Origin of the sequence: Cellulosimicrobium composti, from assembly GCF_009711085.1 — a bacterium.
Classification (GTDB): Bacteria; Actinomycetota; Actinomycetes; order Actinomycetales; family Cellulomonadaceae; genus Cellulosimicrobium; species Cellulosimicrobium composti.
In genome coordinates this window covers 23597-45149 of sequence record NZ_WMKA01000024.1, presented here as the reverse complement: position 1 = coordinate 45149, position 21553 = coordinate 23597, and the positions used below count along the sequence as shown (strand labels likewise).

Annotated in this window: 20 protein-coding genes; 7 read left to right on the top strand and 13 right to left on the bottom strand. The window is 75.2% G+C overall.

Features of this window, described 5'->3' with window-relative positions:
• Positions 1-8: 8 nt before the first annotated feature.
• Positions 9-1265: a DNA polymerase IV gene (gene dinB / locus GJV82_RS11420; protein WP_155099305.1), complete on the bottom strand. Its 1257-nt coding sequence runs from the start codon at positions 1263-1265 to the stop codon at positions 9-11.
• A gap of 39 nt (positions 1266-1304) precedes the next feature.
• Positions 1305-1748 (bottom strand): SAV_6107 family HEPN domain-containing protein, encoded by a 444-nt coding sequence (locus GJV82_RS11415; protein ID WP_155099304.1) that lies wholly within the window; start codon positions 1746-1748, stop codon positions 1305-1307.
• 194 nt (positions 1749-1942) lie between these two features.
• Here GJV82_RS11415 and GJV82_RS11410 point away from each other — a divergent pair, with 194 nt between their 5' ends.
• Positions 1943-2869, top strand: a complete 927-nt coding sequence (locus GJV82_RS11410) for a spermidine synthase (protein WP_318657554.1) — start codon at positions 1943-1945, stop codon at positions 2867-2869.
• Between the two features lie 112 nt (positions 2870-2981).
• On the opposite strand, the gene GJV82_RS11405 is transcribed toward GJV82_RS11410, so the two are convergent.
• The 5 genes from GJV82_RS11405 to GJV82_RS11385 all read right to left on the bottom strand — a co-directional run bounded on the left by GJV82_RS11405 (position 2982) and on the right by GJV82_RS11385 (position 7944).
• A complete protein-coding gene (locus GJV82_RS11405; RefSeq protein ID WP_024840614.1) occupies positions 2982-3185 on the bottom strand; it encodes a cold-shock protein in 204 nt (67 codons plus the stop codon).
• A 294-nt stretch (positions 3186-3479) separates the two neighbouring features.
• Entirely contained in the window at positions 3480-4406 is a 927-nt protein-coding gene (locus GJV82_RS11400) for a proteasome assembly chaperone family protein (RefSeq protein WP_024840613.1), read from the bottom strand.
• A 108-nt stretch (positions 4407-4514) separates the two neighbouring features.
• Complete coding sequence (locus tag GJV82_RS11395; protein ID WP_024840612.1) at positions 4515-4955, bottom strand: response regulator; 441 nt, start codon at positions 4953-4955, stop codon at positions 4515-4517.
• Entirely contained in the window at positions 4952-6616 is a 1665-nt protein-coding gene (locus GJV82_RS11390; RefSeq protein WP_318657553.1) for a sensor histidine kinase, read from the bottom strand. The genes GJV82_RS11395 and GJV82_RS11390 overlap by 4 nt, the downstream gene beginning before the upstream one ends.
• Entirely contained in the window at positions 6613-7944 is a 1332-nt protein-coding gene (locus GJV82_RS11385; protein ID WP_318657552.1) for a PP2C family protein-serine/threonine phosphatase, read from the bottom strand. Before GJV82_RS11385 ends, GJV82_RS11390 begins: the two co-directional genes overlap by 4 nt.
• 122 nt (positions 7945-8066) lie before the next feature.
• On the opposite strand from GJV82_RS11385, the gene GJV82_RS11380 reads away from it, so the two are divergent.
• From GJV82_RS11380 to GJV82_RS11370, 3 genes are all read left to right on the top strand, one after another.
• Positions 8067-10355 (top strand): HelD family protein, encoded by a 2289-nt coding sequence (locus GJV82_RS11380; protein ID WP_155099303.1) that lies wholly within the window; start codon positions 8067-8069, stop codon positions 10353-10355.
• An 85-nt stretch (positions 10356-10440) separates the two neighbouring features.
• Entirely contained in the window at positions 10441-11640 is a 1200-nt protein-coding gene (serA, locus tag GJV82_RS11375) for a phosphoglycerate dehydrogenase (protein ID WP_318657550.1), read from the top strand.
• A 109-nt stretch (positions 11641-11749) separates the two neighbouring features.
• A complete protein-coding gene (locus GJV82_RS11370) occupies positions 11750-12169 on the top strand; it encodes a pyridoxamine 5'-phosphate oxidase family protein (protein ID WP_155099301.1) in 420 nt (139 codons plus the stop codon).
• 56 nt (positions 12170-12225) lie between these two features.
• Here GJV82_RS11370 and GJV82_RS11365 read toward each other — a convergent pair whose 3' ends face one another.
• Positions 12226-12420, bottom strand: a complete 195-nt coding sequence (locus tag GJV82_RS11365; RefSeq protein ID WP_024840606.1) for a DUF5302 domain-containing protein — start codon at positions 12418-12420, stop codon at positions 12226-12228.
• 177 nt (positions 12421-12597) lie between these two features.
• Between GJV82_RS11365 and GJV82_RS11360 the strand changes: the two genes are divergently transcribed.
• A complete protein-coding gene (locus GJV82_RS11360; protein WP_318657549.1) occupies positions 12598-13683 on the top strand; it encodes an aldo/keto reductase in 1086 nt (361 codons plus the stop codon).
• 25 nt (positions 13684-13708) lie between these two features.
• Here the strand turns inward: GJV82_RS11360 and nrdR are convergent, their stop codons facing one another.
• Positions 13709-14236, bottom strand: a complete 528-nt coding sequence (gene nrdR, locus GJV82_RS11355; protein WP_024840604.1) for a transcriptional regulator NrdR — start codon at positions 14234-14236, stop codon at positions 13709-13711.
• Positions 14237-14340: 104 nt separating this feature from the next.
• Positions 14341-14709 (bottom strand): LysM peptidoglycan-binding domain-containing protein, encoded by a 369-nt coding sequence (locus GJV82_RS11350; RefSeq protein ID WP_225873290.1) that lies wholly within the window; start codon positions 14707-14709, stop codon positions 14341-14343.
• Positions 14710-15041: 332 nt separating this feature from the next.
• On the opposite strand from GJV82_RS11350, the gene lexA reads away from it, so the two are divergent.
• Positions 15042-15776 carry a transcriptional repressor LexA gene (gene lexA / locus GJV82_RS11345; RefSeq protein ID WP_024840602.1) on the top strand — a complete coding sequence of 245 codons (735 nt, stop codon included), beginning with the start codon at positions 15042-15044 and terminating at the stop codon, positions 15774-15776.
• Between the two features lie 119 nt (positions 15777-15895).
• On the opposite strand, the gene GJV82_RS11340 is transcribed toward lexA, so the two are convergent.
• The 3 genes from GJV82_RS11340 to hflX form a co-directional block, all read right to left on the bottom strand.
• Complete coding sequence (locus GJV82_RS11340; protein ID WP_155099300.1) at positions 15896-16906, bottom strand: L-lactate dehydrogenase; 1011 nt, start codon at positions 16904-16906, stop codon at positions 15896-15898.
• Between the two features lie 28 nt (positions 16907-16934).
• Entirely contained in the window at positions 16935-19037 is a 2103-nt protein-coding gene (locus tag GJV82_RS11335) for an ATP-dependent DNA helicase (RefSeq protein WP_318657548.1), read from the bottom strand.
• Between the two features lie 110 nt (positions 19038-19147).
• A complete protein-coding gene (gene hflX / locus GJV82_RS11330) occupies positions 19148-20707 on the bottom strand; it encodes a GTPase HflX (RefSeq protein ID WP_155099299.1) in 1560 nt (519 codons plus the stop codon).
• 147 nt (positions 20708-20854) lie between these two features.
• Here hflX and GJV82_RS11325 point away from each other — a divergent pair, with 147 nt between their 5' ends.
• Complete coding sequence (locus GJV82_RS11325) at positions 20855-21544, top strand: class I SAM-dependent methyltransferase (protein WP_318657547.1); 690 nt, start codon at positions 20855-20857, stop codon at positions 21542-21544.
• The last annotated feature ends 9 nt before the right edge of the window (positions 21545-21553 follow it).

Sequence of the window (21553 nt, the reverse complement as noted above, 5' to 3'; positions counted from 1 at the left end):
TGTCCCCCTCAGGATAGATCGACATCCGCGGGGGTGGTAGTCGAGCGGACCCTCGCCGGGCCCATCGCGATGGAACTCACTCCGAAACGCCCCCGGACCGCGTCGACCGCCTCCTCGACGCGCCGCCGGGCCGCGCCCGCCTCGTCCACCGCGTCGTCCAGGGTGGGCTGCACGACCGCGTCCGCCCGCGGCTCGAGGCCCTCCGCCCGGACGCCGACGAGCCGCACCGCGAGGCCCCGCAGGTCGACCCCCGCGACGAGCTCGCGCGCGACGAGGTAGATCTCGCGCGCGACGTCCGTCGGGGCGCCCAGGGTCCGCGACCGCGTGACGGTGCGGAAGTCGCTCGTGCGGACCTTGACGCTCACGGTGCGCGCGACGAGATGCTGGCGGCGCAGGCGCCCGGCGCAGCGGTCGGCGAGCTCGAGCACGCGCGCCTGGACGTCCGCGAGGTCGCGGCGGTCGTGGGCGAAGGTCGTCTCGGCTCCGATGCTGCGCTCGGCCCGTCCGGGCTCGACGGGTCGGGGGTCGCGGCCCCACGCGAGGTCGTGCAGGTGCGCGCCGGAGACCTTCCCGACCGCGGCCTGCAGCACCGCGACGTCGGTGTCCGCGAGCTCGGCGACCGTGCGGATCCCCCAGCGCGCCAGGACGCCCTCCGTCCGCTCCCCCACACCCCACAGGGCGCCGACGGGCAGCGTGCGCAGGAACGGGATGGTGGCGGCGGCCGGCACGAGGAGGACGCCGTCGGGCTTGGCGTGGGTCGAGGCGAGCTTGGCCACGAACTTGGTCGTGGCGATCCCGACCGAGCACGTGATGCCGTGCTCGGCCCGCACCCGCTCGCGGAGCCGGGCGGCGATCCGCGTCGGCGGCCCGAGGCGCCGTCGCGCGCCGCTCACGTCGAGGAACGCCTCGTCGACGCTCACCTGCTCCACGAGGGCCGTGATCTCGCCGATCGCCGCCATGACCGCACGGGACACCTCGTGGTAGCGCGCGTGGTCGGGCGGCACCACGACCGCCTGGGGGCACAGCCGGCGCGCGGTGACCATCGGCATCGCGGAGTGCACGCCGAACGCCCGCGCCTCGTAGGTGGCGGCGAGCACGACGCCGCGCTCGGCGCCCCCGACGATCACCGGGCGGCCCACGAGCTGGGGGCGCCGGGCGAGCTCGACCGACGCGAAGAACGCGTCCATGTCCACGTGGAGGATCGAGCAGCCGTCCTCGTCCGTGCCCCAGTCGCGACGGACCTGCGCGCGGGGCCCGCGGCTCATGGCCGGCTCACCGCGCGCGCCGCGCGGGGCGGGGCGACGTCACGACGCCGCCGTCCGCAGGCCCGGGAGGCGCACGAAGCCGGCGTCGGGGTCGATGAGCATCGCGACCTCGTCGCGGAAGTCCTCGGCGCACGCCATGAGCTCGTCGGCGCGCCGCGGGTCCACGGCGTCGAACCGTCCGGCGTCGACCGCCGCGCGCACGCGCGCTCCGCTCGCGAAGTAGCCGGACCACGAGGCGAGGCCCGGCTCCGCGTCCGCGAGCTGGTCCCACACCGAGCGTGCGCGGCCCCGGCGCGCGGGGCGGCCGCGCAGCGCGACGACCGCCGCCGCCGCGCGCAGCGCGCCGAGGTGGGCGTGCACGAACCGCTCGCCCGCGTCCTGCGCGAGCGCCGCGGCGACGAGCTCCGCGTCCGCGCGGCCCAGCAGCCGGCGGACCTCCGCGGGGACGGCGACCCGGCTCCTCGCGCCTGCATCGTTCGACATCGCGCACCTCCTGCTCCCACTATCGAACACCTGTTCGAACCTGTCAACGCCGGGGGTGCGCGCGCAGCCCGTACCGTGGGCCCATGGCTCGCCGCACCTCCCGCCGCTCCTCAGGGTCCTCCGCACCACCCACACCGACCCGGCGCCGGGGCGGGCAGACGGGCCCGGCACGGTCCGCGCTCCCGGCGGAGCCGGTGCCGACGTCGACCGGCGTCGCCCGCGTCGAGCGCGACCCGGACCGCCCGTCCGCGGTGACGCTGCACGTCAACGGCGTGCCGAGCTCGTACGTCGACCTCGACGACCCCGGTCTGCTCGCGTTCGAGTACATGCAGCAGATGGCCGCGGTGGTGGACGAGCTCGCCCCGGGCCCGCTGCGCGTGCTCCACCTGGGCGCCGCGGGCTGCAGCATGCCGCGGTGGGTCGAGCACACCCGCCCCGGCTCCACGCAGCTCGGTGTCGACCTCGACGCCCGCCTGCTCGAGCTCGTCCGGGCGTGGTTCGACCTCCCCCGCGCCCCGCGACTGCGCCTGCGCCCCGACGACGCGCGGCACGCCGTCGAGGGGCTGGCCGACGCGTCGTGGGACGTCGTGGTGCGCGACGTGTTCGCCGGCGACCGCACGCCCGACCACCTCGTGACGCTCGGCATGGCCGCCGCGGTGCACCGGGTGCTGCGTCCCGGCGGCGTCTACCTCGTCAACTGCGCCGACCGGCCGCCGCTGACGCTCGTGCGCCGCGAGCTCGCGACGCTCGCCGCGGTGGTGGGCGAGGAGGCGTGGGCCGAGGGGCGGCTCGCGGCGGTCGCGGAGCCCGCGCAGCTCAAGGGGCGGCGCTACGGCAACGTCGTGCTCGTTGCCGTGCGCGCGGGCGACGGCGCACCCGACCTCGCGGGCCCGGGTCTGGGCCGGGCGCTGCGCTCGCTCGCGGTCCCGGCGCGCGTGCTCGCCGGCGACGAGCTCCGGTCGTTCGTCGGGTCCGCCGCGGTGCTGCGCGACCCGGAGCCGGTCGCGACGCCGGACACGCGGCCGGACACGGGGCCGGACACGGGGCCGGACGTGCGGGACGAGGACGGCGACCCGGCGGCACCTCGGCCGGGCGCCGGCGGCGGTGCCGCCCGCCCGTGACCGCGCCCGTTCCCACGACCGAGCCCCGACACGACAGGAGCCGCGCCCCGAGGGACGCGGCTCCTGCGCTGCTGCTACGACCGGTCGGCCCGGTCGCTGGACGTCGTGGACGTCAGAGCGGGCGGACCTTCTCCGCCTGCGGGCCCTTGGGGCCCTGGGTGATCTCGAACTCGACCCGCTGCGCCTCGTCGAGCGTGCGGTACCCGTTCGTCTCGATCGCCGAGTAGTGCACGAAGACGTCGGCACCGCCGCCGTCCTGCGCGATGAAGCCGTAGCCCTTCTCGGCGTTGAACCACTTCACAGAACCCTGCGCCATGCTCTTCCTCTGACCTTCTGTCCATCCGGGGACATCAGCGGCGGACCCTTCGTCCACCCCGTGCGCCGCAATGCCATGTCCCACGTCCTCCGCCGGCGCCCCCGGCCGTGTGCGGCCGGCGGACCGACGCCGGACCACCCTGCCGGGCGGACCCACGTACCGGCCCTGCCCCGGGTCGTGCGCAAGTACGTCACTGCAACGGGTGACAGTGTGGCACGGACCACGTCCGGTCCGCCACGAAACTCGCCACCTCGTGATGATTTTTCGGCACATTCTCCCCGGACCGGGGTGGGCTCACTCCCCGGACTGCTGGGCGAGGAAGCGCTCGAACTCCGCGCCGAGCTCGTCCGCCGTCGGGATGGGCGCCGACTCGGCGAGCAGGCTCGTGCGGCCGACGGAGCGTGCGAACGCGTCGTACTGCTCCTCGAGGGCGCGCACGACCGCGGCGACCTCCTCGGAGTCGCGCACCTGGCGCTCCACCTCGATGGTCGCGTCCTGTACCGCCTCCGCGAGCCCGCTCGTCGCGAGGTCGAGACCCGTGACGCGCTGGACCTGCTCCAGCGCGACGACCGCCGCGGGCGGGTACGACGACTGCGCGAGGTAGTGCGGCACGTGCACGGTGAACCCGAGCGCGTCGTGCCCCGCGCGTCCCAGGCGCAGCTCGAGCAGCGCCGCGAGGCTCGCCGGCACCTTCACGGTGCCGAACCACGACGTGTGCTCGCCGAGCAGCTCGGGGCGCGTCGCGTGGGCCGTCACGGACAGCGGCCGCGTGTGCGGGATCCCCATGGGGATCCCGTGGAAGCCCACGGTGAGCGAGACGCCGAGGCGCTCGACGACGTCACGCACCGCCGCGACGACGCGCTCCCACTGCACGTCCGGCTCGGCGCCGTGCAGGAGCAGGAACCCCGTCCCCTCGGCGTCGCGCACGTGGTCGATCACCAGGTACGGCTCGTCGTAGTCGGACCAGCGGTCGGTGCTGAAGGTCATCGTCGCCCGCTTGGAGCGGTAGTCGAGGAGCTGGTCGACGTCGAAGGTCACCACCCGGGTGACCTCGCCGATCTCCAGCAGGTGGTCGACCGCGAGCTCGCCCGCGCTGCCCGCGTCGACGAACCCCGCCACGGCGTGCAGCAGCACGGGCCCGGCGCCTGGCTCGGGCGGGGTGGGCCACAGGCGCGCGACGGCCTGCTCGTCGAGCTCGTAGATCCCGCGAGGGTCCAGCATGCATCCTCCTCGTCACGTCCTTCGCCCGTCGCCGCGCACGGCGTGCGGCGGGCCTGACGTGGACAACGCGTCCGCGGCCCCGGTTCTTCCCGGGCCGGCGCCGGGCGCTCAGCGCCCGGGGAGCCGCACCACGGAGACGAAGAAGTCGTCGATCTGGCGCACGACGTCGATGAACCGGTCGAAGTCGACGGGCTTGGTGACGTACGCGTTGGCGTGCAGCGAGTAGCTGCGCACGACGTCCTCCTCGGCCTCCGACGTGGTGAGCACGACGACCGGGATCTTGCGCAGCGCCTCGTCCGCCTTGAGCTCGGCGAGGACCTCGCGCCCGTCCATCCGGGGCAGGTTGAGGTCGAGGAGGATGAGGTCGGGCGTCGGGGCGTCCGCGTGCTCGCCCTCCTTGCGCAGGAACTCCAGCGCGCTCACGCCGTCGGAGACGACCGACAGGCGGTTGGTGACCTTGTGGTCCTCGAACGCCTCGCGCGTCATGAGCACGTCGCCGGGGTCGTCCTCCACCAGCAGGACGTCGATCGGCTTGCTGCCGTTGCTCATGCGGTTGTCTCCTCGTCGTCGTGGCGCACGCGTGCCGGAGCGTCGGGCTCCGCGGCGTCGTGGTCGGAGCGAGCGTAGCCGACCTGCGCGTGCACGTACGCGTGCGCGAGCGTGAAGCGGATCGTCGTCCCGCCCTCGCGCGGCTCGATCCAGATCCGGCCCCCGTGGTACTCGACGATGCGCTTGCACAGCGCGAGCCCGATGCCGGTCCCCTCGTAGACGTCCTTGGCGTGCAGCCGCTGGAAGATGACGAACACGCGTTCGGCGTACTGCGGGTCGATGCCGATCCCGTTGTCCTCGACGGACAGCTCCCAGTGCGTGTCGCGCGCGAGGACGCCCACGTGCACGACGGGCGCGCGCTCGGGGTCGCGGAACTTCAGCGCGTTCCCGAGCAGGTTCGCGAGGAGCTGGTGCAGGAGCGCCCGCTCGCCGACGACGACGGGCAGCGGGTCGTGCGTCACGGTCGCCCCGGTCTCGACGATCTTCTCCGACAGGTCCTCGAGGACGCCGCCGAGCTCGCGCTCGAGGTCGACGTCCACGCGCTCGGTGCCGGTCCGCCCGACGCGCGAGAAACCGAGCAGGTCCTGGATCAGCCGCTGCATGCGCTTCGCGCCGTCGACGGCGAAGTCGATGTACTGGTCGGCGCGGTCGTCGAGCTGGCCGCCGTACCGCTTCTTGAGCAGCTGGGTGAAGCTCGCGACCTTGCGCAGCGGCTCCTGGAGGTCGTGCGACGCGACGTACGCGAACTGCTCGAGGTCGCGGTTGGACCGCTCGAGCTCGCGCGTCCGCTCGGCGAGGAGCTCGTGCGAGCGCGCCGCGTCCTCGTGCGAGGCCTTGATCTGCGCGACCTGGTTCACGAGCTCGACGCGCATGTGCTCCACGTCCTGGGCGAGGTCCGCGATCTCGGCGGGGCCCGAGGTCGTGACGGGCTCGTCGAGGCTGCCCGAGCTCACGAGCCGGACGCGGTGCGCGAGCGCGGTCATGGGCTCGGTGACCCATCGCTTGAGGCACACCCAGAGGATGATGCCGACCGCGAGCGCCGAGCCGACGAGCACGAGGACGCTCCCGAACAGCGCACGGCTCCAGCGGTCGAGGGCGGAGAGCCGCTCCTCGCGCTCGGCACGCAGCAGGTCGACGTACTGGGCCGTGTCGGCGCGCGCCGCAGCGAAGAGCAGGGCGCCGTCCGCCTGGTCCGCGGCGCGGACCCGGCCCGGCCCGTCGTCCTCGGTGGTCGCGATCGCTGGCTCGGCGTAGTCCACGACCCAGGCGCGCACCGACGCGTCGGCGCGCGCGAGCGCCGCGGCGAGCTCGTCGTCGAGGTCGAGGCGGTCCACGAGGGCCGGGTCCGGCACGACGCCGGCCGCATCGACCTCGACCGCGCGCACGTACGCCTCGAGCGCGGTGTCGTCGCCGGTCGCGACGTAAGCGCGCACCGCGACCTCGGCGTCGAGCAGCCCGACGTACGCCGCGTCGGCCTCGGTCACGGCGTCGAAGAACGGTCCGGTGACGTCGTGCTGGAGCGTGAGCACGCGCGACAGGGCGACGGCCGACGTCGCGAGGACGCCCAGCAGGATCACCCCCGCGGCGACGAGCGCCCAGCCGAGGCGTCGCCGCAGGGTCGGTGCGCGCCCGACGCGCGCCCCCTCCGCCGGCCCGCTCACCGCGCCCACTCCTCGGAGTCCGCGAGCGTCGCGGTGCGCTCGCCCGGCGACGCCTCGTCGCCGCCCCAGCCGAGGACGAGGAGCGCAGCGTCGTCCGCGAGGGGGCCGCCGTGCAGGTCGCGCACCGAGCGGAAGACGCGTTCGACGACCCCCTCGACGCCCTGCTCGAGCGCGCGGTCCACCGCGCGGCGGAGCCCCTCGACCCCGACGCGCTGCGGGCGCTCGCGCGACCCGGCCGCGCCCGGCGGCCCGGCGACGGTCGCCTCGACGAGCCCGTCCGTGTAGAGCATGAGCGCCCACCGCTCCCCCAGCTCGACCGTCTGGGAGGTCCACCCGCCCGCGACGGGGATGCCGAGGGCGCGGCCCCGGGCGGTGGGCGTGATCTCCGATGCGACGTCCCGCAGCAGCAGCGGCGCGAGGTGGCCCGCGAGGTAGACCTCCGCGGTGCGCCGGTCCGCCGAGATCACGACCTGGCACAGCGTGACGAAGACCTCCGGCCGCGAGCGCTCGGGCACGAGCACGCGCTCGAGCAGCGGCAGGATCCCCTCGGGCCGGGTGTCGCTGAGCACGATCGTGCGCCACGCGGTGCGCAGCGTGGCCCCGAGCGCCGCCTCGTCGGGCCCGTGCCCGGCGACGTCGCCGATGACGCACAGCACGGTCCCGTCCGGGCGCTCGACGGCGTCGAAGAAGTCGCCGCCGAGCAGGCCGTTGCCACCGGGGACGTAGCCGACCATGACGTCGAGGCGGTCGTCCTGCACGAGCGGGGTCGGCAGGAGCGCGCGCTCGAGCCGCGCCGTCTCGGCCGCGCGCACCTCGCTGCGGTACAGCGCGCGCTGCTGCTCGACGGACATGCGGCGCTGGACGGCGTACCGCACCGACCGGCCGAGCAGGTCGCCGTCGACCTCGCCCTTGACGAGGTAGTCGTCGGCACCCGCGGCGACGGCCTGGACGCCGAGGTCGATGCCCGAGTGCCCGGTGAGGACGACGAGCGCCGGGGGGTGGGCGCCTGCACGCAGGCGCTCGACACCCGACAGCCCGACCGAGTCGGGCAGCCCGAGGTCGAGCAGGACGCAGTGGACCTGGCGCGAGACGAGCGTCTCGAGCGCGGCGTCGAGCGTGGTCGCGCGGTGCAGGTCGACCGTGAGGTCGCCGTCCGAGAGGAGCTCCTCGACGAGGATCGCGTCCCCGTCGTCGTCCTCGACGAGGAGGATGCGCAGCTCGTCGGTGGGGTCGAGCACGGCACGCTCGGAGTACGGCTGGCCGGCCGCCCGGGCTCCGTCGCCCCGCCCCGAGGGTCGTGCGGGGACCTGGCCTCCGGTCCCGGTCACGACGCCCGCTCCCCTCTGGTCGTCATGGGCCACGATCCTAGCGGCAGGCGCGCGTCGGTCCCGGTCAGGGCCGCGAGACGCGCCGATGGCCGCGTCCCCCGCCGGGGCGCGCGTACGCCATAATGGACGGCCGTGCCGGCGGCGCGACGCGGGGTCGAGGAAGGGACAGCGTGGGACGCAAGGACGAGCTCCGGCTCGAGCAGGAGGTCGTGGACACCCTCTACGCACGCCTCGACGAGCTCCGGGCGGCCGCCCGGGCGCGGCTCGACGAGGTCCGTCGCTCCGGGCCGTCGGGCTCGCCGCAGAACCGCAGCGAGCGGGACGCGTTCGCGACCCTGTACGAGGACCGCGTGGCCCAGCTCGACGCCGTCGAGGACCGCCTCGCGTTCGGCCGGCTCGACCTGGACGACGGCGCGCGCCGCTACGTCGGCCGCATCGGCCTGACGGACGCCGAGCACTCGAGCCTCCTCACCGACTGGCGCGCGCCCGCCGCCCAGGCGTTCTACCGCGCGACGGCGGCCCACCCGGACGGGGTCGTGCGGCGCCGGCACCTCGTCACGCGCGGGCGCGAGGTCACGGGGCTCGAGGACGAGCTGCTCGACCTCGACGCACCGGAGGCCGTGACGGGCACGACGCTGTCGGGCGAGGGTGCGCTCCTCGCCGCGATGGCCGCCGGGCGCACGGGGCGCATGGGCGACATCGTCGCGACGATCCAGGCGGAGCAGGACGCGATCATCCGGTCGAGCCTCGCCGGCGCGCTCGTCGTCCAGGGCGGCCCCGGCACGGGCAAGACGGCGGTCGCGCTGCACCGCGCCGCCTACCTCCTCTACGCGCACCGCCGGGTCCTCGAGCGCTCGGGCGTCCTGCTCGTCGGCCCGAGCCACTCGTTCCTGCGCTACATCGACCAGGTCCTGCCGTCGCTCGGCGAGACCGGGGTCGTGAGCACGACGATCGCCGACCTCCTCCCGGGCGTCGTCGCCGACGGCGAGGAGGACCCGCGCGCGGCGCAGGTCAAGGGCCGGGCGGTCATGGCACGCGCGGTCCGGCGTGCCGTGCGGGCGCGCGAGCGCGTGCCGGCCGCCGACGTGCCCGTGCGGCTCGACGGCCACGACCTGCTGATCCGGCGCCGCGACGTGCGCGACGCGATCGCGAAGGCCCGGCGCACCCACAAGCCGCACAACCTCGCACGCGTGACCTTCGTGCGCGAGATGCTGTCGCGGCTCGCCGAGCAGTACGGCCGCCAGCTCGGCGAGCCCCTCGTGGGCGAGGACCGCGCGCTCGTGCTCGAGGACCTGCGCTCGCACCGGGACGTGCGCGTCGCGCTCAACCTCGCGTGGCTGCCGCTCACGCCGGAGCGCCTCGTCGAGGACCTGTGGACCAAGCCGCACCGCCTCGCCGAGGCCGCGCCGGAGCTGTCCCCGCAGGACCGGCGCCTGCTCGAGCGCCCCAAGGGCTCTCCGTGGACGCCGGCCGACGTGCCGCTGCTCGACGAGGCCGCCGAGCTGCTCGGCGAGGACGACCAGGCGGAGCGCGCCGAGGCCGCGGCGCGCGCCGCGCAGCGCGCGCAGGACCTGGAGTACGCGCGCCAGGTGCTGGAGTCGTCGGGCGCGGGCGGCGGGATCGTCGGCGCCGACGTGCTCGCCGAGCGGTTCGCGGCGAGCGGCCCCCGCCTCACCACGGCCGAGCGCGCGGCGCAGGACCGCACGTGGACCTACGGCCACGTCGTCGTGGACGAGGCGCAGGAGCTCTCGGCGATGGCGTGGCGCATGCTCGTGCGCCGGTGCCCCACGCGCTCGTTCACCGTCGTCGGCGACGTCGCCCAGACGTCGTCGCTCGCCGGCGCGCGGTCGTGGCAGGGCATGCTCGACCCCGTCTTCCACGACGCGTGGCGCCTCGCCGAGCTCACCGTGAACTACCGGACCCCGGCGTCCGTCGCGGACGCCGCGCGCCGCGCCGCGCTCGCCGCCGGGCTCCCCGTCTCGCCCCTGACGTCGGCGCGCGACGTGCCCGACGCCCTGCGCGTCGTCGAGGTGGCGCCGGGCGACCTCCACGCCGGGGTCCGGGCCGAGGTCGACGCCGCGCGCGCCGAGTTCGTCGCGGCGGAGTCGGGTCGCGTCGCCGTCGTGGCGGCCGCCGCCGCGACCGCGGACCTGCGCGCGGCGCTCGACCTCGCGGACGCGGGCCCCGACGCGCCCGTCGTGGTGCTCGACCCGGTGCAGGTCAAGGGCCTCGAGTTCGACGCCGTCGTGCTCGTCGAGCCCGCGCAGGTCGCGACGGGCCGCTCCGGCGCGTCCGACCTGTACGTGGCCATGACGCGCCCAACGCAGCGCCTCGTCGTCGTGCACGCCGCCCCGCTCCCCGCAGGCGTCGCGCCGGCGCACGCGGAGAGCGGTGCGCCCGCGAGCGCCTGACGCCACGGTCCGCGGGGCCGTTCACCTCGTCCCGAGGGTCAAGACCCGTTTGGTCCGGGCCGTGGAACGGGCGCACCATGGGTGCGTGCTACGCGCCCTTCTCCTGGAAAACCTGCACCCTCTCGCCGCCTCGAACCTCGAGGCCGCGGGCATCGACGTCACCGTCCGCACCGGGGCACTCGACGAGTCCGAGCTGATCGAGGCGCTCGACGGCGTCCACCTGCTCGGCATCCGGTCCAAGACGAACGTCACCGCGAAGGTGCTCGAGAACGCCCCCGACCTCGTGGCGCTCGGAGCCTTCTGCATCGGAACCAACCAGATCGACCTGCGGTCCGCCGCGGCCCAGGGCGTCGCGGTGTTCAACGCGCCGTTCCAGAACACGCGCTCGGTGGTCGAGCTCGCGCTCGCCGAGATCATCGCGCTCACGCGCCGCCTCACCGAGCGCGACCGCGCGCTGCACGAGGGCCGCTGGGACAAGTCCGCGGAGGGCGCGCACGAGGTCCGCGGCCGCACGCTCGGCATCGTCGGCTACGGCAACATCGGCACGCAGCTCTCCGTCGTCGCGGAGAACCTCGGCATGTCGGTCGTCTTCTACGACACGGCGGAGAAGCTCGCGCTCGGCAACGCGCGCCGCATGGACACGCTCGACGAGCTGCTCGAGCAGGCCGACGTCGTCACGTTGCACGTCGACGGCCGCAAGGGCAACGCGGGGCTCTTCGGGGCCAAGCAGTTCGCGCGCATGCGCCAGGGCTCGATCTTCCTCAACCTGTCCCGCGGGTTCGTCGTCGACTACGGCGCGCTGCGCGAGGCGATCGTCGAGGGCCGCGTCGCGGGTGCCGCCGTCGACGTGTTCCCGCACGAGCCCAAGCGCAAGGGCGACGCGTTCGACTCCGAGCTGCGCGGGCTGCCGAACGTCATCCTCACCCCGCACATCGGCGGCTCGACCGAGGAGGCGCAGGAGGCGATCGGGCAGTTCGTCTCCGCCAAGCTGCGCGACTACCTGACGACGGGCTCGACGACGCTCAGCGTGAACCTGCCGAACCTCGCGCTCGAGCAGACGACGGGCATCACGCGCATCACGCACCTGCACCGCAACACACCCGGTGTGCTCGCCGCGGTCAACGCGACGCTGGCGGAGCACGGCACGAACATCGAGGGCCAGCTGCTCGCGACACGCGGGGAGATCGGCTACGTCGTCACCGACGTCGGCTCGCGCGTCGAGCCCGCCGTCATCGAGGCGCTCGCCGCGATGGAGCAGACCATCGCCCTGCGCATCCTCGACTGATCACCGCGGACGCCTTCGCCGCGTGCCACCCGGTGCGCGCGGCGAAGGTCCTCGCGCGGCGTGACCTTCGCCGCTGCGCGGCCCCCGCGGCGCGGTGCCACGATGGAGCATGACCGGATACACGCACGACGGGCCGCAGATCCTTGACGCCGACGCGTCGTGGGACCTCGTGGAGGGGACCCACGTCGCACGCCTCGCGGTGAGCGTGGGAGGCGAGCCGGACATCTACCCCGTGACCGTGCGCGCGCACGCGCGCACCCTCGCGTTCCGGACCGTGCCGGGCACCAAGCTCGCCACGATCGCGACCAACCAGCGCGTCGCGCTCGAGTGGGACGCCGTGGACGACGACGGCGCCTGGAGCGTCGTGGCGCGCGGCACGGCGCACCGCCTGCGCACCGAGCACGAGCTGGACGCGCTGGGCGTCGACACCGAGCCCCTGGCGCCGCTCGTGGACGTCCCGACCGAGGACTGGGTCGTCGTCGAGGCCACCGAGCTCACCGGGCGACGCTTCGCCCGCGCGGAACCGTAGCGGACGCACGTCGTCCGGCCGCCCCCGTCGGGACGACCGGACGACGGGAGCCGATGTCAGCCGGACTTGCGGCGGAACGTGCGCTGGACGGGACCCACGGTCTCCGAGCCGTGGACGGACCCCGTGTTGGTGTCGCCGTCGGCCGTGCGGTGGCGCGCGGCGTTCTTCCGGTCGAGCGCCTCGCGGAACTTCGCCTTGGCCTCGTCGGTCGGTGCGGTGTCTGCCGCGGATCGCTGCTGGTCGGACGCCATGGCGGTCTCCTCGTCGATGGGGAAAGATCGGTCGTGCCCCCTGCGGTCGCCCCACGAGCGGCACCCCGCCAGCCTCCCCCACCCGGGCACGCCGCGCCACCTCATTTGACCTGGCCGCCCTCCCGGACGAGCGGTTCGCGGTGGGCCGACCACGGGGGCTCGGGTAGCGTCGACCTCGTGCCGCTCGACCCTCCCGACGCCTCCGCCCCCTCGCCCGCCGATCCCTCCGCGCGACGCCGCGCGCTGCCGCACCGCCGTCTCGGGCGCAGCGGGCTGCGGCTGCCGACGATCTCGCTCGGGCTCTGGCAGAACTTCGGCGAGGCGGACCCGCAGGCCACCCAGCGCGAGATCGTGCTGCACGCGGTCGAGCGGGGCGTGACGCACCTCGACCTCGCGAACAACTACGGCCCGCCCGGCGGCGCCGCCGAGGAGTCGATGGGCCGCCTCCTCGCGCGCGAGCTGCGCCCGGTCCGCGACGAGCTCGTCGTCACCACCAAGGCCGGCTACCGCATGGGTCCGGGCCCCTACGGCGAGGGCGGCTCGCGCAAGTACCTGCTCTCGTCGCTCGACGCGTCGCTGCGCCGGCTCGGCCTCGACCACGTCGACATCTTCTACTCCCACCGCTTCGACCCGACGACGCCGCTCGACGAGACCGTCGGCGCGCTCGCCACGGCGGTGCGCTCGGGACGCGCGCGGTACGCGGGCATCTCCTCGTACTCGGCTCGGCGCACGCGGGAGGCGCTCGAGGTCGCCGCCCGGCTCGGCGTCGACCTCGTCGTCACCCAGGTGTCGTACTCGATGCTCAACAGGTGGGTCGAGGAGCCCGACCCGCACGACCCCGCGAGGGCGTCCGTCCTCGACGTCGCGGGCTCCGAGGGGCTCGGGGTCGTCGCGTTCTCCCCGCTCGCCCAGGGCATGCTCACCGACCGGTACCTCGACGGCGTCCCCGCGGGGTCGCGCGCCGCGCGGGGCGGACCCTTGCGGCAGTCGTTCCTCTCCGAGGAGAACCTGGGGCACGTGCGGCGCCTCCACGCGCTCGCGCGCGAGCACGGCCGGAGCCTCGCCACGACGGCGATCCTCTGGGCGATGCGCGACGAGCGGGTCACCTCGGTGCTGCTCGGCGCGAGCTCGACGCAGCAGCTCGACGACAACCTCGCGGCGCTCGACGCGCCCGCGCTCTCACCGGAGGAGGTCGCCGCCGTGGAGGCGCTGCCCGCCGACGCGGGCATCAACATCTGGGCGTCGCGGTCGAGCGACCTGTGAGCCGGCCCGCGGTCCCGGCACGGCGTCAGCCGAGCGGTGCGGCGTCGCGGTCCGCCGCCACCTCCGGGTCGGCGGACGTGCCGCGGCTCGCCGCCGACTCGCGCTCCTCGCGCTCGACGCGCAGCGACGTGATCGCGCTCTCGAAGTCCTCGAGCGAGTCGAACGCCTGGTAGACGCTCGCGAAGCGCAGGTAGGCGACCTCGTCGAGCTCACGCAGCGGACCGAGGATCGCGAGCCCGATCTCGTACGCGTCGAGCTCGGCGCTGCCGCTCGCCCGGATCGTCTCCTCGACGCGCTGCGCCAGCACCGCGAGGTCGTCCTCGTTGACCGGTCGGCCTTGGCACGCCTTGCGCACGCCGTTGACGATCTTCTCGCGCGAGAACGGCTCGGTCACTCCCGAGCGCTTGACGACGGACAGGCTCGCGGTCTCGATGGTCGTGAAGCGCCGGTTGCACTCGGGGCACTGACGGCGCCGTCGGATCGAGGACCCGTCGTCGGACGTGCGCGAGTCGACGACGCGGGAGTCCGCGTGACGGCAGAACGGGCAGTGCATGGCGGGCTCCTCCGCGGGTCGCGCCGACAGGTCGGCGCGACGAACGTATGCCGTCGCGGCCGGGCCGTGCAACACGCTCGCGTGCGACGTGCGTCTCGCCCGCGCTACCCCTCCTCGACGGGGAGGAGGAGCTTCTGGCCCGCCTGGACGCCGGACGACGACAGCCCGTTGAGCTCCACGAGACCGCTGACGACGTCGCGCAGGTCCTCCCCCGGGGCCGCGACGCCCTGCGCCAGCTCCCAGAGCGTCTCGCCCGAGCTCACGACGTGCACCCGGACCTCGACGGGCTCGCCGGGCCCGCTCGCGACCGCGACGCCCACGCGCGCGGCGAGGACGAGGACCAGGGCTGCCAGGAGCACGAGGACGACGCGGCCGCGCCGCGTGAGCCGCAGCGGCGCCTCGTCGTGCCGCGCGCGCTCCGTGCGGCCGCCCGCGAGGGCGACCGGCCCCGCCATGATTCCCACCGCCTGCATGTCTCCTCCGTCCCGGCCGCGGCCCCGATCGCCTTCCCCGGTCGATCGGACCCGCCGCCCGTCGCGTGCGGCGCCCGGCCCATTGGTCGAACACCTGTACGTAGAACATCTGTACGAAGGTCTATCACGAACGACCGACAGAGTCGAGACATGCTCGAACAGGTGTTTGATTCGTGTCGCAACCTCCCCTAGCCTGGGGTCAGGTCGGTTCGCCGGACATGTCCGCTCGGACCTGGGGAGACGACCGAGGGCCCGGGGCGCACGCCCCGGGGTGGGGTGGCCGCGGGCACGCGTTGCGCCGGCGGCCCGCGACGGACGAGGGCGGAGCGACCATGGCGGGACGAGGCACGGACAGCGCACGAGGGCTCGCCGAGGTGCGCGAGCTCCCGGACGGCTCGGCGGGCGGCGACGGGCTCACGCCGCGCCAGCGGCTCGTGCTCGAGACCATCCGCGCGTGCGTCGAGCAGCGCGGCTACCCGCCGAGCATGCGCGAGATCGGCGAGGCCGTCGGCCTCACGAGCCCGTCCTCCGTGAAGCACCAGCTCACGACGCTCGAGCGCAAGGGCTTCCTGCGCCGCGACCCTAACCGGCCGCGCGCGATCGAGGTCGTCCAGCCGGACGACTCCCGGCGGGCGACGCCCCTCTCGGTCGCCGGCACCGCACCCGAGCCCGCGTACGACGAGTCCCGCCCCGCGCCGTCGTACGTCCCGGTCGTGGGCCGCATCGCGGCCGGTGGCCCGATCCTCGCCGAGCAGGTCGTCGAGGACGTGTTCCCCCTCCCCCGCCAGCTCGTCGGCGACGGCGAGCTCTTCCTCCTGCGGGTCCAGGGCGACTCGATGGTCGACGCGGCGATCTGCGACGGCGACTGGGTCGTCGTGCGGCGCCAGCCGGTCGCCGAGAACGGCGAGATCGTCGCGGCGATGATCGACGGCGAGGCCACGGTCAAGAGCCTGCGCCGCGCCGACGGCCACGTCTGGCTCATGCCGCACAACGCCGCGTACGACCCGATCCCGGGCGACGACGCCCAGGTGCTCGGGCGCGTCGTCTCGGTCCTGCGCAGCCTGTGAACCGGCACGGCCTCTGAGCGGCACGAGAGCCGGGTGGTCCGTCGACCACCCGGCTCTCGTCGTCCGCAGGCCCCGTGCCGCCCTCGCTCGGGCCGGGCCGCCGTCGCGCCCGCGCGGGGTCAGAGCCCGAAGCGTCGCGCGACGGCGCGCAGCGACTCCGCGGACGCGCGCAGGCCCGCGAGCTCGTCGTCCGCGAGCGGCACCCCCACGCGCTCGACGGCCCCGCGCCGGTCCACGAGGGTCGGCAGGGAGAGGCACACGTCCTCGAGGCCGTAGGCCCCGTCGAGGAGCGTCGAGACGGGCAGGACGCGGTGCTCGTCGTCGAGCACGGCCTCGATGATGCGCGTCCCCGCGAGCCCGACCGCGTAGTTGGTCGCGCCCTTGCCCTCGATGATCCGGTACGCCGACTGCACGACCTCGCGCGCGATGTCGTCGCGGACGTCGGCCGTGAGCGGTCCGCGGCCTGCGATGCCCTGCCACTCGAGCAGCGGTACGCCGCCGATGGTCGCGGAGCTCCACAGGGGGATCTCGGTGTCGCCGTGCTCCCCCGCGATGTACGCGTGGACGTTCTGCACCGCCACGCCGCAGTGCTGGGCGACGAGGAAGCGCAGCCGCGAGGAGTCGAGGACCGTCCCGCTGCCGAAGAGCTGCGACGGCGGCAGGCCGGAGAACTTGAGCGCCGCGTACGTGACGATGTCGACGGGGTTGGTGACCATGACGTAGACCGCGTCGGGCGCGACCTCGACGAGCCCGGGCAGGATCGTGCGCATGAGGCCGATCGTGCCCTCGGCGAGGTCGAGCCGCGTCTGCCCGGGCTTCTGCTTGGCGCCCGCGGTCACGACCACGACGTCGGCACCCGCGCACACCGCGACGTCGTCGGAGCCCTCCACGCGCGCCATCGGCATGAACTGGATCCCGTGCTGCAGGTCGAGCACCTCGGCCTCGACCTTCGCACGGTTGACGTCGAGCAGCGAGACGGTGCGCGCCGCCCCGCGCATGAGGGCCGCGTACGCGAGCGTCGACCCGACCGCGCCCGCGCCGACGATGGCGAGCTTCGTCGTGCGGGCCCCGCCTCCTGGACCGCCCGTGGTCGCGCCGCCGGTGCCCTGCGGGGACGTGCTCGTCGTCATCTCGCCTCCGTGAAGTCGCTGGAAGGCCTCAGCCTAGGGCGGCGAGGCGACGGAGCGCACCAGCGGCGACGTCGCGGTCGGTCGTCTGCCAGAACGGGGGCATCGACCGGGTGAGGAACGTGCCGTACCGGGCGGTGACGAGGCGCGGGTCGAGGACCGCGACCACGCCGCGGTCCTCCGTGGAGCGCACGAGGCGACCGGCGCCCTGCGCGAGCAGGAGCGCGGCGTGCGTCGCGGACACCTGCATGAACCCGTTGCCGCCAGCCGCCTCGACCGCGCGCGCCCGCGCCGACTTCACGGGGTCGTCCGGGCGCGGGAACGGGATGCGGTCGATGAGGACGAGCGAGCACGAGGGGCCGGGCACGTCGACGCCCTGCCAGAGCGAGAGCGTGCCGAACAGGCACGTGTCGGGGTCGGCGGCAAACTCCCGCACGAGCGTCGGGAGCTGGTCGTCGCCCTGGCACAGGACCGGCACGTCGAGCCGCTCGCGCATCGCCTCGGCCGCCGCGACGGCGGCGCGGCGCGACGAGAACAGCCCGAGGGTGCGCCCGCCGGCGGCCTCGACGAGCGTCGCGATCTCGTCGAGCTGGTGCTCCGTCGCGGCCTCGCGCCCCGGGGTCGGCAGCCGCTTGGCGACGTAGAGAATCCCCTGGCGCGCGTAGTCGAACGGGCTGCCGACGTCGATCCCGCGCCAGCGCGGCGCCTCGTCGTCACCGGTGCCGGTCGCGCCCAGGCCGAACGTGCGCGCGACCGCGTCGAAGCTCCCGCCGAGCGCGAGCGTCGCGGACGTGAAGACGCCCGTGCGCTCGGCGAGGAGGTGCGTGCGGATGAGGCCCGCGACGCCGAGCGGTGCGGCGTGCAGGCGGCTCGCGCCCTCGCCGAACCGGTCGGCCGTCCAGCCGCCCTCGCCGGGCCGCGAGCACCAGAGAACGTCGTGGCCCGTCGGGTCCGCGGCCATGCGCTCGGCCACCTCGAAGAGCTGGAGCATGGTCGACTGCGCCATCTTCAGCCCGCTGTCGGGCTGCGCGGGCTTCGTCACGCCCGTCTCGGGCTTGAGGGACGACAGGACCTCGCGCGCCGCGTCGCGCACCGCGGCGACCGCCGCGCGCGCCCCGTCCGGGAGCCCCTCGGGGAACCGCTCCGCCGGCAGCGCGCCGACGACCGTCCCGAACGCCGCGGAGGCCGCGTCGAGCGCGTCCGTCGTCACCCCGCCGTGGCGGCGCGCGAGACGTGCCGCGCTCTCGATCGCCGGGACGGACAGGTCGACGGTCGCGGCCGCGGTCACGCGGTCGGCGAGCTCGTGCGCCTCGTCGACGACGAGCACGTCGTGCTCGGGCAGCACCCCGGGCGACCCCATCGCGGCGATGCCGAGCATCGCGTGGTTCGTCACGACGACGTCCGCCTCGCGCGCGGCGGCGCGCGCCTTCTCGGGGAAGCACTCCGCGAGGAGCGGACAGCGCTGGCCGAGGCACTCGAGCGCCGTGACCGAGACCTGCCGCCAGGCCTTGTCGCTGACGCCGGGCACGAGGTCGTCGCGGTCGCCCGTCGACGTCTCGTCCGCCCACTCGCGCAGGCGCACGACCTGCTCGCCGAGGGCCGCGGCGCTCGTCCCGCCGCGCGCCGCCGGGTGGTCGGCCGCACCCGCGGACTCGCCCGGCAGGTCGAAGAGGGTCGGCTCGTCCGTGGGGTAGCCGCCCGCGATCTTGTGCACGCACAGGTAGTTGTGCCAGCCCTTGAGGAGCGCGATGGACGCCGGCCGCGGGAGACGGTCCGCGACGGCGTCGGCGACGAGCGGCAGGTCCCGGGTGATCACCTGGCGCTGGAGGGCGAGCGTCGCCGTCGAGACCACGACGCGCTCGTCGGTCGCGACGGCGTGCCGCACGGCGGGGACGAGGTAGCCGAGCGACTTCCCGGTGCCGGTGCCCGCCTGGACGACGAGGTGCTCGCCGCCCTCGATCGCCTCGACGACGGCGCGGGCCATCGCGTGCTGGCCCTCGCGCCGCGCCCCGCCGAGACGCGAGACGGCGACGTCGAGGAGCGCGTCGACGTCGGGTACCGTGCCCGGCGCGGCGCCCGGTGCGTCGTCGTCGAGGGTGTCGGGCGCGGGAGCCGGGCGGGTGGAGGGGGGCACCCGTCGAGTCTACGGTCGGGCGCCCACCCGCCGGCGGACCTGTGGACGGCCCGGCCCCGTACGGCACGACCCCGCGCGGGGCATGCCGCGCGGGGTCGTGATTCGGGTCGTCAGGCCTGCGCCGCGGCGCCGACGAGCTCTGTCGCGAGCGCCTGGGCGACGCGGCCGCGCAGCAGGGTGCCCTCGGGCGTGTGCTCCTCGTGGTCGATCTCGCCCTCGGTGTGGACGCGGTGCACGAGGTCGCCGCGGCTGTAGGGCACCACGAGGTCGATCTCGACGTCCGGGCGGGGGAGCTCGTGCGCGATGAGCTCGCGCAGGTGCTCGATGCCCTCGCCCGTGTGCGCCGAGACGACGACGGTGCGCCGCTCGCGCAGCCGGATCCGCGCGATCGTCTCCGGGTCCGCGACGTCCGCCTTGTTGAGGACGATCACCTCGGGCACGTCCTCGACGCCGGGGATGCCGGCGAGGACGTGGCGCACTGCCGCGATCTGCCCCTCGGGGTCGGGGTGCGACGCGTCGACCACGTGGAGCAGCAGGTCCGCGTCGCCGACCTCCTCGAGCGTCGAGCGGAACGCCTCGACGAGCTGGTGCGGCAGCGCGCGGACGAACCCGACCGTGTCGGCGAGCGTGTAGACGCGCCCGTCCTCGGTGCGCGTGCGGCGCACCGTCGGGTCGAGGGTCGCGAACAGCGCGTTCTCGACGAGCACGCCCGCGCCGGTGACGGCGTTGAGCAGGCTCGACTTGCCCGCGTTCGTGTAGCCGGCGATCGCGACGGACGGGACCGCGTGCCGCTTGCGCGACGCGCGCTTGGTCTCGCGCCCCGGGGCCATCGCCTGGATCTCGCGGCGCAGCTTCGCCATGCGGTTGCGGATGCGCCGACGGTCCAGCTCGATCTTCGTCTCACCCGGACCGCGCGAGCCCATGCCCGCGCCGGCGCCGCCGACCTGACCACCGGCCTGCCGGGACATCGACTCGCCCCACCCGCGCAGGCGCGGGAGGAGGTACTCGAGCTGGGCGAGCTCGACCTGGGCCTTGCCCTCCCGGGACTTCGCGTGCTGGGCGAAGATGTCGAGGATGAGCGCGGTCCGGTCGATGACCTTGACCTTGACGATGTCCTCGAGCGCACGGCGCTGGGACGGTGCGAGCTCGCCGTCGACCACGACGGTGTCCGCGCCGCTGGCCGCGACGACGTCGGCGAGCTCGGCGGCCTTGCCCGAGCCGAGGTAGGTGCCCGGGTCCGGCTTCGCGCGGCGCTGGATGACGCCGTCGAGCACCTGGGACCCGGCCGTCTCGGCGAGCGCCGCGAGCTCGCGCAGCGAGATCTCGGCCTCCTCGGCCGTCGAGGGCGCGCCGTCCTCGCGCGGGTCGGAGCCGGGGCTCCAGATCCCGACGAGCACGACCCTCTCGAGGCGCAGCTGCCGGTACTCGACCTCGGTGACGTCCTCGAGCTCGGTCGACAGCCCGGCGACGCGGCGCAGCGCGCTGCGCTCCGCGAGGTCGAGCTGCTCGCCGTCGTGCTCCGCGTGGACCGTGCCGCCCTCGGCACGCGCCGTGCCGGCCCGCGCGAGCACCCGTGCCACGACGTCGCTCGCGATGTCCCGCGTCGCGCCGGTCGGCTCGTCCTGAGCCGAGGTGGGGTTCGTGGGGGTGTTCGCAGGGGTTGGGCTCATGTGCCGCCTTCCGTCGGGTCCGGGCGCGCGTGCGCCCTGGCAGGACAACAAGCGTGGCACGCGAAATCGTCCCGGTGCCAGCCGATAAGGCGCGCGGGCCCGCGCCGAGGCCCGGCCGCCGGGCGCGCCCGCGTAGGATCGGCCGACGTGACCGAGGACGAGCACCGGGCCGTCGAGCCCCCGCACGACGACCCGCAGGACCACTACTTCACCGCGCGGCCGGCGTCCGCGGCCGAGCGCCGCACGATCTCGGTGCGGCTCGCGGGGCGCGACGTCGAGGTCGAGGTCGCGTCCGGCGTCTTCTCCCCCGGGCGACTCGACCTCGGCACGCAGGTCCTGCTGCGCACCGCGCCCGCGCTCGACGACGTGCTCGCCGCCCGGGCGGGCGGCGCGCCCGCGCACGTGCTCGACCTCGGGTGCGGGTGGGGCCCGGTCGCCCTGACGATGGCGCTCGAGGCGCCGGGGGCGACGGTGTGGGCCGTGGACGTCAACGAGCGCGCGCTCGACCTCGTGCGGCGCAACGCGCAGCGCCTCGGCCTGGCCAACGTGCGGGCGGTCGTCCCGGACGAGGTGCCGGACGACGTCCGGTTCGCGGCGCTGTGGTCGAACCCGCCGATCCGGGTCGGCAAGGACGTGCTGCACGCGATGCTGCTGCACTGGCTCCCGCGCCTCGCGCCGGGCGCGAGCGCGCACCTCGTCGTGCAGCGCAACCTCGGCTCCGACTCGCTCCAGCGCTGGCTCGCCGAGGCGCTGCCCCCGCTGCTGCCGGGCGCGACGGTCGGCCGCGCCGCGAGCGCGAAGGGCTTCCGCGTGCTCGAGGTCGTCGCGCCGTCCTGACGCGCTCGG